This window comes from Mesorhizobium sp. M0676 (assembly GCF_040320535.1).
In the GTDB taxonomy this organism is placed as follows: domain Bacteria; phylum Pseudomonadota; class Alphaproteobacteria; order Rhizobiales; family Rhizobiaceae; genus Mesorhizobium.
Map to the genome: position 1 here is coordinate 87298 of NZ_JAMYPU010000004.1, position 12262 is coordinate 99559.

Here is a 12262-nt window from a genome sequence, read left to right on the forward strand (position 1 = left end):
TTTCAAATGAGCGACCAACGTCCAGCCGACATGCAGTCGGTGCTCCACCAGAACATACAGGCCCTGGTGGAGCACAGGCGGCAGCAAGAGGAGCACCAAGGCGTTCAAGCGTGGGTCGCCGGCGCTGTTTCGCGCTTCGCGGGAAGCATGACTTTCGTCTATCTGCACCTTGCAATTCTTGTCGTCTGGGTCCTCGCGAACCTTGGCGCGATACCAGCCGTCCCAGCCTGGGACCCGACTTTCGTGATCCTGGCCATGGTCGCCTCGGTTGAGGCAATCTTCCTGTCTACTTTTGTGCTGATCAATCAGAACAGAATGGCCGCACACAGCGAGCGGCGAGCGGAACTGGATTTGCAGATCAGCCTTCTGAACGAACATGAAACCACGCGGCTGATCGAGATGGTGGCTGCCTTGACGGCGCGTCTGAATATCTCGACCCCGGCCGACAAAGAGCTGCCGGAACTCGCCGAGAATGTCGATCCCCAAAAGGTGATGACGCAAATCCAGCAAGCTTCTGAAGATCAGGAGAACGCTTGATCAAAGCGACCTCGCCGGCAACGGTTCAGCGTCGGCTGCAGCCTGTAATCAGCCTCATTGTCCAGGGCTGTCGAAGCAGCTAAGCCGGCGTCGGGGTTCTCTAGGGCGGCTTCCCGACGTCACAAGTCCGCCGCGCAATCGAAGCAGCGTAGAACTTCGATAACCAACAGGCTGCTGCGCGTCAGATGGAACCAAGTTGACGCCGAAATCGTATTAGCGGTGGCGGCTTGGGGAGATTCCGGATGAGCGAAGGTGCTGTTCTGATCGTCGAAGATGAGACAATGATCCTGCTCGACCTCGAGTCAGCTTTGGAGGAGGCCGGCTTCCAGGTGGTCGGCACTCGGAGTGCCGCCGAGGCGCTGGCGGCTTTCGACCCCGATCCGACCAAGTTCAAGGCCGTACTCACGGACATCCGTTTGGGACCAGGACAGTCGGGGTGGGAGGTCGCTCGGCACTTGCGAAGGTCCAACTCTACCATCCCGGTTGTCTATATCAGTGGCGACAGCGCGGTACACTGGGGAGCGGAAGGTGTGCCCAACAGCATAATGATCACCAAGCCCTTTTTTCTGCCGCAGATCATAACTGCCGTTTCTCAACTTTTAAACGCGCAGCAAGGTGCAGAAACTCACCTCTAGGAATCGGACCGCGGCTCCACGAAAACCACGGAACATTCAATCGGCGCCGTCCGGCGTAAAGCGTTCGCGTCTGCTTGGGCCGGCGGCCTCAACCAGATGTCGACCTCAGCTCCTTCCCCTCGCCACCGGCTCGCATCCACTCGGGAGCCCTCCCGAAAGCAGGGGCGCTCATTGGTTGAGCTTTCGGTCGAGTTCGTCAAGCAATGACCGATGCTCGCTGGGCATGTCCGTATCTGTCGGCAGATCCAGCAACTGGCGAAGCTGGCGACGATTGGCGTCCGATGAAATCCACTGCCGTATGAGGCGGGCTATGACCTTTTGTTGTGCCTTGCCGATTTCTTCCATGTTAGAACCCGAGCTTGTCCGTTGGACGAACTCGGCGGCTCTTTGATGGTTCCCCGTCCTGTACACAAATCGAGGCGAATCGAGGCACAATCTATGGGTTAATGTATGTCGCTCAAAAGTGGCCCTGGTTTTGAGACAACGACATGCCAGTGGATGTTTGCAGTCTCAATCCGCGCGCCTAGCGCTGACCGCAGAGTGCAAATTTAAGCGATCGATTTTACCCGAAGCGAGAGGCTCAGCCGCAAAATCTTGGCGCCGTTTTCATCACGCACTTCGATAAACAATTGCTGCCCGTCGACGCTCTTCAGTGACTCTCTCGTGAGGTCGACAAGGCCCTCGAATCCCGCGCGGCGGACCTCTTCGAGGCCAGCGCATTCGACACCTATTTCGTCCTCGAAGATGAGATCGCCATCGCCGCTGTCGAAGAAAAATCGTGCCATCGGAGAGCTTCCGTCACTGCTAATCTGCGGGGTTCCTTTGGTGCAGGTAGGTCGTGTCGAAATCTCCTGCGTGAGTGAGGCCAGCCCAGTCCAGTGCGTGAACTTTTGATCCCGAGGTGGCAATGAGGCCTCTGCGTCGTAGTTCCTGGAGCATCCGGTTGACGTGGACCGTGGACAAACCCAGTGCATCGCCAAGGGCCGCCTGTGTAATGGGAATATCCGCCACGTGATCCTCAATGCGCCCCATAGAGCGCAAGCGAAAAATCAGTTCGCACAGGATGTGAGCCATGCGGGTGTATGCCTCGCGTCTTCCCACATTGATGACCCACTCCCTATAAATCGCGGCATCTATCAACGTCGACCGCCAAAAAGCGGTGGCGATGCGAGGGTGCTGGTCGCAAACGGCACGCAGAGTGTCATGCCGCATGAAACCTACTCGGGCCGGCGTAAGGGTCGAGAAGTTACAATCCATGACCGACAGATGCAGCCCATGCAGATCAGGAATGTCGCCGGCGACGAAGAATGATGTGATTTGTCGCTTTCCTTCGCCCGTATGTTTGGTGGAACCGACCAAGCCATCAAGAACGATAAACGAGTAAACAGGACGGTCGCCCTCACGCACCAGATCGTGGTTGGCCAAATATTCCTTCTCCTGGATCGGAATGCCTTTCAGAACGCCGATGTCGGCCTCTCGAAGATCCGAGATGGTCTGAAGCTTGCGAATGAGTACATCCGAGGATGAGGTGGGGAACAAATTGACTACCTGGCTGATGTTGGTGATCGAACTATTATCCGCGCCAAAAGTTCCGATTGGCATGGGGAGATATGCGCGGCGGCAGAAGGCGCCGCCGTGCGGCATGGTCCCATGCCTGGAGCGTTCTGCCAGCGTCGAGGGTGGTTGAAGATCCCGGAATGATCGAAGCACCGGTTTTTTAGGACAGCCATAGGTGAGCCAGGCAGCAATGCATTAACCTATGACATAGGCTCGGTTAGAAATTGTCCCGCTGGGCAGCCAGCCCGGGAGTTCGCCGATCACGGCGCAGCTTTGACCCTTCGCTCCGCCCTTTCGAGGGCTGCACCCGCAGCCCGTCCTGGAACTCTTTGATGCGCCACCAGGAACGGGGTGGCTCCGCTGACGTTGTCTCAGTGGCAAGGTGAGATTTCAGTGAACAGGCATATTTCGCGGACGGATGTCGAACAAATCGATCACACGGATGACAGCGGGTCTGCGATAGGGCACGGCGGACCGCCATCCTCAGCAATCGCGGTAGCGCTGGCCCGTGGCCTGGAGACCAGTCGGGACAAGCACATCATCCATATAGCTCCCTCGGAACGCAGTGCCGAGGAGATCGCCGGCGCCTTGCGTCAGTTCCTGCCTGACGCGGATATCATCTTGCTGCCGTCCTGGGATTGTCTGCCCTACGACAGGGTATGGCCCACACGCGCCAATATGGGGCGAAGGCTTCGCGCGTTGCGTGAGATCGCAACGAAGCCGGATCGCCCGCGCATCGCTGTAATGTCGCTCGAAGCCATTCTGCAGCGGGTGCCGCCTGCTCCGGTCATCGCTGCCGGTTTCACAATTCTGGAGGTGGGACAAAAGCTCGACCGTGACGATTTCAGAACCAGGTCCGAAGCAATTGGCTATGTCGTCGACGAGAGGGTCGACGAACCGGGTGAGATAGCCTTTCGGGGCGATCCCATCGATATTTTTCCTGCTGGCGCGGCTGGCCCCGTTCGCATCATCGTTGGTCCCGATGCCTGCATCCGCCAGCTCAAGACCTACGACCCGCTCAGTCAGCTCAGCGATCAGGTTCGAGACTCGATTACGGTCGGACCGGCATCCGAGGTGATCTTTAAAGCTGGTGAGCATCCTGAGCTGACAGCGATGCGCGCGACGTCGATGGAGGAGCGCCTGGTCGCATCGTATGGCGCTATGCCATCCGTCTTCGATGCGGCTTCCAGCGCCTCGATCTCCTTCCTTGAAGGGACCGACGGGCAGCCGCTCGGCAGAATTCTGGATCTGGTCGAGGATGCACGTCGTGCCAGGCAGGAGGCAGTCGGAACGAAAAAACCTTTGCCGGGACGATTTTACCTATCCCGTGAAGAGTGGGACGCTGCTCTGCTTAACCGCCGCTGCGTGAGACTTGCCGTTTCTGCCGTGGGAGTTCCCAAATTCTTCCGCCAGGCCCGACCCGGGCATGATTTCGCGGAATTCGTCACAAGGCAGACGAGCGCCGGAGTCAGAGTAGCGTTCACCGGCGATGCCTCTGAATTGCAGCGGGCAGATCGCCTGCTCGATAGGAGACTAGGCCGGCGGGCAGAGGAAGCGGCCGACTTGCCGCAAATCCTTTCGGCCGCAAGGGGCTCTCTTCTCAAGGCTGAATTCGTCCTCGACGAAGGGTTTGTCGACGCGCAATCCAATATCGCCGTGGTGACCGCATCCGACCTGTTTGGTCCCGCGTTGAAGGCGAACGGGAGCGCGACCACGGGCATACTCGAACCCGAGTTGCGCATCGGCGATGTCGTCGTCCATGAAGACCATGGCCTGGGCGTGCTCGCCGCGGTCGAACAGGTCGAGTTGGCTGGCCAGCAACAGGATGTCGTCAGACTGGAATATCATGGCGGGGCTTCCTTGCTGGTTCCGGTCGACGACTTTGGACGAATATGGCGCTACGGCTCGGAACCGGAGGCAGTGTCGCTTGATCGCCTCAAAGGCGAGGGCTGGCCGAAGCGACGCGAAGCTGCGTTGCGCGAGATCGACAGGCTGGCCAAACGCCTCTTGAGTCTTGCCAAAATCAGGTCCAGCCAGCCTGCCGAGATCATCAAGCCCTCCCGCACGGACTTGGCCCGTTTTGCGGCGAGATTTCCCTACACGGAGACGCCCGTCCAAGCGGCCGCCATCCGCGCTGTGCTCGATGATCTTTCGTCGGGAAGAACAATGAACCGGCTCGTCTGCGGCGATGTCGGCTTCGGCAAGACAGAGGTCGCCCTGCGTGCTTGCGCCGCCGCGGCTTTCTGCGGGAAACAGGTTGCTATCATAGCGCCGACAACGGTGTTGGCACGACAGCACTATGAGACGTTCAGCCGCCGCTTCGCAGGAACCGGCCTGCAGGTCGCCCACCTTTCAAGAATGGTCGGGGCAGCGGAGGCGAGAGCGGCAAAAGAGGGTCTGCGGAGCGGCCAGGTTGCGGTCGTTGTGGGTACCCAGGCCCTGGCGTCCAGGAGCGTCAGCTTCGCCAATCTTGGACTGCTGGTGATCGACGAGGAGCACCGGTTCGGGGTCAAGTTGAAGCGGGCCCTGCGGACCATGACGCCTCGCCTCCATACGCTGAGCATGAGCGCCACACCGATACCCCGGACGCTGCAATCGACGTTGTCGGGCATCCAGGACGTCAGCGTTCTAAACTCTCCGCCCGCCAAAAGACGTCCCGTTCGCACGATCTTGGCAGCGTTCGATCCAGCATCGGTGCGCGCGGCCCTTCTGCGTGAATTTCACCGGGGTGGACAGAGCTTCTTCGTGGTCCCGCGGATCGAGGATATTGCCCCGGCCTGTGACCAACTGAACAGACTGGTGCCGGAACTCCGGGTCAAGACGGCGCATGGTGAAATGAAGGGGAGACAGCTGGACGAAGTCATGGTCGGATTCGCCGACGGTGATGGCGACATTTTGTTGAGCACCGACATCATCGAGAGCGGCCTCGATGTGCCGCGGGCCAACACCATCATCGTTTGGCGCCCCGACCGGTTCGGTCTGGCGCAGTTGCACCAGCTGCGGGGCCGGGTCGGAAGGGGGGCGGTGCAGGCTGTTGCGTTTCTTCTGACCCAGCCTGGCGTTGAACTGGCCGACAGCACCAGGACCCGGCTTTCGACGATGCTTGCGCTCGATCGGCTCGGCTCCGGCCTGGCAATCAGTCAAAGGGACCTCGACCTGCGTGGCGCCGGAGATCTTTTCGGAGAAGACCAGGCCGGGCATATGAAGCTGATCGGAGTGGGCTTGTACGAGCACTTGCTGGAGCGGGCGGTCTCGGCGGCTGGCGGAGGGGCCGACTTCGACAAGCAACTTGCCGAGATCAACGGTTCGGGAAAGGGCGCTTTTCCCAAGAGCTATGTCGAAGAGCCTACGGTGCGTGTTGGCCTCTATGCGCGGCTCTCCCGCATCCGTTCGGAGCCGGACCTCGATACATTCAGCGAAGAGCTCGAGGACCGCTTTGGAGACATGCCTGGCGAAGTAGCCCTTTTGCTGGAATTTACCAGGTTGCGAATAGCAGCGTCGGAACTGGGCATCGGCAAAGTCGATTTGGGTCCCGAGGCCATCGCGATCACCCTTCGGAACAAGCCGTCGGCGTCCCAATGGCGGAACAGCAAGGCGTTGGGCCTGGAGTACCGGAACGGCCGCCTGATTTTCAGGCCGATCCCGCCCGGCGTCTCTGGCGTCGACGCCGTTCGCTTAGCGCTTGATGCCATACGTGCAGCTCAGCCAAAGCACGAGATCTGACTAGCCTTTTCTCTCCATCCGGCGGCGGCACGACAATGGGAGTGCCGCAGCCACGAGTCTTCACCTCGGAATTGCAGTGCCAGTGGTGTTCAGCCACCAGTACCGCAAGTCCGGATGTTCCGCAGGGGTCGTTAGTTGCGGCCGTTCTCGTCCATGGCGAGGGAACTCGAGAGCTCGCGATAGGCACCGATCTGCTGCTGCAGAATGGCAATCTTCTGCTCTGCCGTCGCAATGGCGTCAGTACCGGCAAGGAAACGCTGGGGGAGCACGTCCCCAGACGTGAGCGTGATCAGGGCGCGCGCGAGCTTGGCCGGATCACCCCCCTGCTTGCCGTTCTGAGAACGCCAGAAGGCGATCTGCGCCGTCCGCCGCTCATGGTAGTCCTCGACGGAGGGGGCGGCATAGTTGGTCGACTCTTCCGTGAGAAGCTCGGTGCGGAAGAAGCCCGGGTTCACGATCATCGTCTCGATGCCGAACGGCACGACTTCGGTCTGCAGCGCCTCCATCCAGCCGTCGAGGCCGAACTTCGAGGCTGAATAGGCCGTGCAGAACTCGAAACCCATTAGCCCGGCCGTCGAGGAGATCGAAATGACCCTGCCGGACCGCTGCTTGCGCATCGCTGGCAGAAAGGCCCGCGTCACATTCATGGGTCCGACGAGGCTGGTGCTGAGCTGCAGTTGCATCTGTTCGGCGGTCAACTCTTCGAAGTACCCGGCAAAGAAACTCGCCGCATTGTTGACCAGCACGTCGATGCGGCCAAACCGGTCAAACGTGGCCTGGGCAGCGGCTTCGGCGTCGGCCGCGCTCGTCACGTCCAGCTTGACGATAAGGAGGTTCTCGGCGTTTCCCACGGCCCTTGCGACTTTTTCCGTGTTGCGGCCGGTTGCCACCACCTTGTGGCCCGCCGCCAATGCGGCCTTGGCGATATCCAGACCGAGGCCCCGGCCTGCGCCGGTGATGAACCAAACACTCATATTGGGCTCCTGTTCTCTAGGCCGCAGCACGGCCCCGGATTTGGACGCGATGGCCAGCAGGGACTGATCCCCATGTTGATCCATCCGCCGGCGGACTGCGTCACTGCGGAAGGCCGGCGCCTTCGGTGATGATGCGAAATCCTTCGGTCGACCTGGTAAAAAACTGCCGGGCCGCTGTGTATTCCGGCGAGTTGTAGTAGCGCTTGGCGTCAGCAAGGCTCGGGAACTCGGCGATGGCGATCACCGATCTCGAGCTTCCTTCGATGGCAGTGACATTGGGATTGTAGACGATCACGCGGCCGCCATACTTGGTGACGAGCGGCGACGCCGCTTCGATGTACTGCTGAAACACCGCCTGATCCTTGATGTCATAGCTGCCGATCATGTAGGCGCGGGGAGCGACGCCCGTCGCTTGCTGAGCAAAGGCGGCCGGGCTCACGATCATGGTGAGGGCGGCGAGCGCGCCCACGATTACCTTCTTCATATTGTTCTCCTTCAGTGGGCCAGTGGGACGGTAGGCATTGCGCGGAGAGTTGCTCCGGTTGACCGTCTGGCCTTGAGTCAGGAAGTTAGCTCCTTTAGCGACATGCCATTAGGTGGTATAATCTGCATGGGCTTAGAAGTAGGATTGATGAATGCGTCGCGATAGTCTGGATGACTTCCTGACCTTCATCGCCGTCGCCCGCGAGCGCAGTTTCACCAAGGCGGCCGCCATGCTCGGCGTGTCGCAGTCTGCCCTGAGCTATTCGATCCGGACGATGGAAGAGCGCCTCGGCGTTCGGCTGCTGACCCGCACGACCCGCAGCGTCTCGCTAACCGAAGCGGGGGATCGCCTGTTTCGAAGCATCGCTCCCAAGTTAGATGAGATCGCAAGCGAGATTGCCGCCCTCAGCGCCCTGCGCGACAAGCCGGCCGGTACAGTCCGGATCACCACCGTGGAGCATGCCGGCGAGACCATCATCTGGCCCGCCATGGTCGGGCTCATGCGCGACTATCCCGACATCAGGGTCGAGATTATCCACGACTACGGCTTGGCTGACATTGCGGCCGATCGCTTCGATGCGGGTGTACGGCTCGGCGAACAGGTGGATAAGGACATGATCTCGGCGCGCATTGGGCCAGACTTCCGCATGGCGGTTGTGGTAGCGCCTTCATATTTTGTAAGCCGCTCCCGTCCGGTCACGCCTGAAGATCTTGCCGATCATGCATGCATACCCCTGCGACTGCCCACAGGCGGCTTTGCACCGTGGGAGTTTCGCAAGGAGGGGCGGGAATTGAAGGTGCGCGTTCACGGACACGCCGCCTTCAACACCCTCGCGATGATCTGCCAGGCCAGCCTTGAAGGGTTCGGGCTCGCCTATCTGCCCGAGGATCTAGTGACCTACCTACTCGAACAGGGTCGCCTAGTGCGCGTTCTTGAGGACTGGTGCCCCCTTCGGCCGGGATATCACCTGTATTATCCAAGCCGGCGCCAACACTCGCCGGCTTTCGCACTCGCGCTGGAAAGGCTGCGCTACCGCGACTGAGTGCGATTGAAATAAGGATCGCCAGACCTCGACGACCATGGCGCCTATCAAAGCCGCCCAGTACAGGAAGTCCGGAGCGCCCGTTTCCCACCGATCCCAGTCTCCCCAATTTATGAGTTCACTGCCTAGTATCATCTCAGCGTTGCCGCCGCAGCTTGGCTCGGGCCATCGGTGCGAATGGTGCACTGTGGGCGGCCGTGCGTTCGCAGGGCAGCGTTCAAGGCATCGTTCCGGCTTGATGGGGTGTCATGGCAGCCATGTTTTGATTCAGATGGGCCATGATCCAGATAGAGCCCAGAACCACCAGCGCGACGATCAGCACGCCGAAGGCCAGGGCCAGGATGTTGTTGGTGTTGTCCGGCCCGGTGGTCAGGTGCAGAAAGAAGACAAGATGCACGCCCATCTGCGCAACAGCGAGCACCACCAGGGCCGAGATGACCGCGGGCTGGTAAATCAGATCGGTTCGCGCCGCCAGGAATGATGCGATCGTGAGCAGGATGGCCAGCCCGAAGCCGAGCACATAGCCCGAGAGGCCCCCAGCCGTTTCGTGCTCGCTTAGGTGTTCCTCGCCCGGCGCTGAATCGCGGCGGTCCTGCAACTCGCCGGTCTTGCTCTCGAACTCGGTCATGACGATGCTCCCAGAAGATAGACCAGGGTGAAGATGGCAACCCAGATGATGTCGAGGGCGTGCCAGAAGAGCCCGAAGCAGTGGAGCCGCCGCAAGATGTCGGGCCGAAAGCCCTTGACCCACAGCTGCGCCATCATCGTTCCCAGCCAGAGCAGGCCGAGACCGACGTGGGCGCCGTGGCAGCCAACGAGCGCAAAGAAGGCAGAAAGAAATGCGCTGCGCGAGGGGCCTGCCTGCTCGCCGATCATTGCCGCGAACTCCTGTAGTTCCAGGAACAGGAACGCTGCCCCGAGCAACCCCGTGACGAGAAGCCAGAACTGCGTGGCAGCCATTGATCTGCGACGGGTGGCGAGTGTTGCCACGCCGCCGGTGAAGCTCGAAGTGAGCAGAAGGCCCGTCTGGACCGCAACGCGTGTCGGTTCGAACAGATCCTTGCCTGTCGGTCCGCCGGCGGTTGCCTTGGCGAGCACGGCGTAGGCGGCGAAAAATGCCGAGAACATGATGATGTCGGACAGGAGAAAGATCCAGAAGCCGTAAGTCACTGTGACGAACTTTGAGGCCGGGCCGCCTTCTCCGTGGCCCGTCGCAGAGCGCACCGCATGCCGACCGGTGTGATTAAGCCGATACGGGTCCCGTGCCTGGGTGCCGGCGCTGATGTCGCCGGAGAATGCGTGATCGCTCATGCCGGGCGCTCCCACCCGCGCAGCCAGGCAAACTGGGCTGCCTTGTGGTCATGGTCGATGCGGGCGACCTCGTCGACAGGGATCTCGTAGTCTCCATGATCGCGCCAGGCGAATACGACGAAGGTTGCGTAGGCGCCGATGAAGCCGACGATCGCCAGCCACCATATATGCCAGATCAGCGCGAAGCCGATCAGTGTGCTGAAGAAGGCGGTGACGAAGCCAGTCGGGCTGTTGCGAGGCATCTCGATCGGCTCATATGCCTTTTCCTCGTCCGCGCTCTGTTCGATCCCTCGTTGCTTGATGCTCCAGTAGGGCTCTTCGTCTTCCACGTGAGGCAGCCGTGCATAATTGAAGACAGGAGGAGGGGAAGATGTCGACCACTCCAGCGAACGCCCGTCCCACGGGTCGCCGGTTTCGTCGCGAAACTTGTCGCGATGCCGGATCGAAACGAAAAGCTGTGTGATCTGCAGCGCCGCGCCGGCGATCATCACCACCACGCCGAAAGCGGCCACCACCAGCCACGGTGCCCAAAGGTCCATATCGATATGTTGCAGGCGCCGCGTCATGCCGAGCAGACCGACGATATAGAGCGGTACGAAGACCAGCATGTAGCCGGCCAAGGTGACCCAAAATGCCGCTTTTCCCCAGCCTTCGTGCAAACGGAAACCGAACGCCTTGGGGAACCAGTAGGCGAAGCCGGCGAATGCTCCAAACAACACGCCCGAGATGATGACGTTATGGAAATGCGCGACGAGGAAAAGGGAATTGTGTAGCACGAAGTCGGCCGGCGGGACGGCAAGCAGGACGCCAGTCATGCCGCCGACGGTGAAGGTGGTCACGAAAGCCAGTGCCCAAAGCATCGGCGTGTCGAAACGAACGCGCCCGCCATACATGGTGAAGAGCCAGTTGTAGATTTTCACACCGGTTCCCACGGCAATGACCGACGTGGCGATGCCGAAGACGGCATTAACGTCTGCTCCGGCACCCATGGTGAAGAAGTGATGTAGCCAGACCATGAACGAGACGATGCAGATGAACATCGTGGCCGCGACCATCGAACGGTATCCGAACAGCGGCTTCGATGAAAAAGTCGAGAAAATCTCGGAAAAGATTCCGAAGGCGGGAAGCACCAGGATGTATACTTCGGGATGGCCCCACGCCCAGATCAGGTTGACGAACATCATCTGATTTCCACCGGCTTCGTTGGTGAAGAAGTGGAAGCCGAGATACCGGTCCAGCGTCAGCATTGCGAGCGTGGCGGTAAGGATCGGGAAGGCTGCGACAATGAGCAGGTTGGACGCGAGCGAGGTCCAGCAGAACATCGGCATTCGCAGATAGCCCATTCCCGGCGCCCGCATCTTGAGGATGGTCGTCACCAGGTTGACACCGGTGAGCAGCGTGCCGACGCCGGAGATCTGGATCGCCCACAGATAATAATCGACACCGACGCCCGGCGAGTAGGTGGTTTCCGACAAAGGGGCATAGGGCAGCCAGCCGGTGCGCGCGAACTCGCCGACCACAAGCGAGATGTTGACCAGCAGGGCTCCGGAAGCCGTCAGCCAGAAGCTGACGGAATTGAGCGTCGGAAAAGCGACATCGCGTACGCCAAGCTGCAGCGGCACGACGAAATTCATCAGGCCGATCATGAACGGCATCGCGGCGAAGAAGATCATGATCGTGCCGTGCGCGGAAAAGATCTGGTCGTAATGCTCCGGCGGGAGGTAGCCCGGCCCGTGAATCGCCAGCACCTGTTGTGTGCGCATCATGATAGCATCGATAAAACCACGAAGAAGCATGAGCATCGCCAGCACAATGTACATCACGCCGATGCGCTTGTGGTCGACCGAGCTTATCCACTCGCTCCACAGATATGGCCAGTAGCCCTTCACCGTTATCCAGCCAAGCACGGCGGCTGCTGCCAGAAAGACGCCAAGGGCTGCGCCGAGGGGGATGGGTTGATCGAAAGGAACGGCCGACCAGTCGAGCTTGCCCAGCATCG

12 protein-coding genes are annotated in these 12262 nt (G+C 60.3%); 4 read left to right on the top strand and 8 right to left on the bottom strand.

Annotated elements, in window-relative coordinates; translation table 11 throughout:
* Window positions 1-6 precede the first annotated feature (6 nt).
* Together NKI35_RS05765 and NKI35_RS05770 are read left to right on the top strand one after the other, a co-directional pair.
* Window positions 7-537 carry a DUF1003 domain-containing protein gene (locus NKI35_RS05765; RefSeq protein WP_023668020.1) on the top strand — a complete coding sequence of 177 codons (531 nt, stop codon included), beginning with the start codon at window positions 7-9 and terminating at the stop codon, window positions 535-537.
* A gap of 242 nt (window positions 538-779) precedes the next feature.
* Complete coding sequence (locus NKI35_RS05770; protein WP_023668021.1) at window positions 780-1172, top strand: response regulator; 393 nt, start codon at window positions 780-782, stop codon at window positions 1170-1172.
* Between the two features lie 168 nt (window positions 1173-1340).
* On the opposite strand, the gene NKI35_RS05775 is transcribed toward NKI35_RS05770, so the two are convergent.
* The 3 genes from NKI35_RS05775 to NKI35_RS05785 form a co-directional block, all read right to left on the bottom strand.
* Window positions 1341-1517 carry a hypothetical protein gene (locus NKI35_RS05775; RefSeq protein WP_023725512.1) on the bottom strand — a complete coding sequence of 59 codons (177 nt, stop codon included), beginning with the start codon at window positions 1515-1517 and terminating at the stop codon, window positions 1341-1343.
* Window positions 1518-1720: 203 nt separating this feature from the next.
* Window positions 1721-1957: a DUF6894 family protein gene (locus NKI35_RS05780; RefSeq protein WP_023725511.1), complete on the bottom strand. Its 237-nt coding sequence runs from the start codon at window positions 1955-1957 to the stop codon at window positions 1721-1723.
* Window positions 1958-1976: 19 nt separating this feature from the next.
* Entirely contained in the window at window positions 1977-2816 is an 840-nt protein-coding gene (locus NKI35_RS05785) for a Crp/Fnr family transcriptional regulator (protein WP_352739030.1), read from the bottom strand.
* 306 nt (window positions 2817-3122) lie between these two features.
* Between NKI35_RS05785 and NKI35_RS05790 the strand changes: the two genes are divergently transcribed.
* Window positions 3123-6452: a DEAD/DEAH box helicase gene (locus tag NKI35_RS05790; protein WP_352739032.1), complete on the top strand. Its 3330-nt coding sequence runs from the start codon at window positions 3123-3125 to the stop codon at window positions 6450-6452.
* A 131-nt stretch (window positions 6453-6583) separates the two neighbouring features.
* Here the strand turns inward: NKI35_RS05790 and NKI35_RS05795 are convergent, their stop codons facing one another.
* Together NKI35_RS05795 and NKI35_RS05800 are read right to left on the bottom strand one after the other, a co-directional pair.
* A complete protein-coding gene (locus tag NKI35_RS05795) occupies window positions 6584-7426 on the bottom strand; it encodes an SDR family oxidoreductase (RefSeq protein WP_023752166.1) in 843 nt (280 codons plus the stop codon).
* A 100-nt stretch (window positions 7427-7526) separates the two neighbouring features.
* Window positions 7527-7910, bottom strand: a complete 384-nt coding sequence (locus NKI35_RS05800; RefSeq protein WP_023748057.1) for a DUF1330 domain-containing protein — start codon at window positions 7908-7910, stop codon at window positions 7527-7529.
* A 151-nt stretch (window positions 7911-8061) separates the two neighbouring features.
* On the opposite strand from NKI35_RS05800, the gene NKI35_RS05805 reads away from it, so the two are divergent.
* Window positions 8062-8952 carry a LysR family transcriptional regulator gene (locus NKI35_RS05805; protein WP_023752165.1) on the top strand — a complete coding sequence of 297 codons (891 nt, stop codon included), beginning with the start codon at window positions 8062-8064 and terminating at the stop codon, window positions 8950-8952.
* Window positions 8953-9169: 217 nt separating this feature from the next.
* On the opposite strand, the gene cyoD is transcribed toward NKI35_RS05805, so the two are convergent.
* The 3 genes from cyoD to cyoB are packed head-to-tail and all read right to left on the bottom strand — an operon-like array spanning window position 9170 to window position 12260.
* A complete protein-coding gene (cyoD, locus tag NKI35_RS05810) occupies window positions 9170-9580 on the bottom strand; it encodes a cytochrome o ubiquinol oxidase subunit IV (RefSeq protein ID WP_352739035.1) in 411 nt (136 codons plus the stop codon).
* Window positions 9577-10263: a cytochrome (ubi)quinol oxidase subunit III gene (locus NKI35_RS05815; RefSeq protein ID WP_023681134.1), complete on the bottom strand. Its 687-nt coding sequence runs from the start codon at window positions 10261-10263 to the stop codon at window positions 9577-9579. Before NKI35_RS05815 ends, cyoD begins: the two co-directional genes overlap by 4 nt.
* Window positions 10260-12260 carry a cytochrome o ubiquinol oxidase subunit I gene (gene cyoB, locus NKI35_RS05820; protein WP_352739183.1) on the bottom strand — a complete coding sequence of 667 codons (2001 nt, stop codon included), beginning with the start codon at window positions 12258-12260 and terminating at the stop codon, window positions 10260-10262. The genes NKI35_RS05815 and cyoB overlap by 4 nt, the downstream gene beginning before the upstream one ends.
* Window positions 12261-12262: the final 2 nt, after the last annotated feature.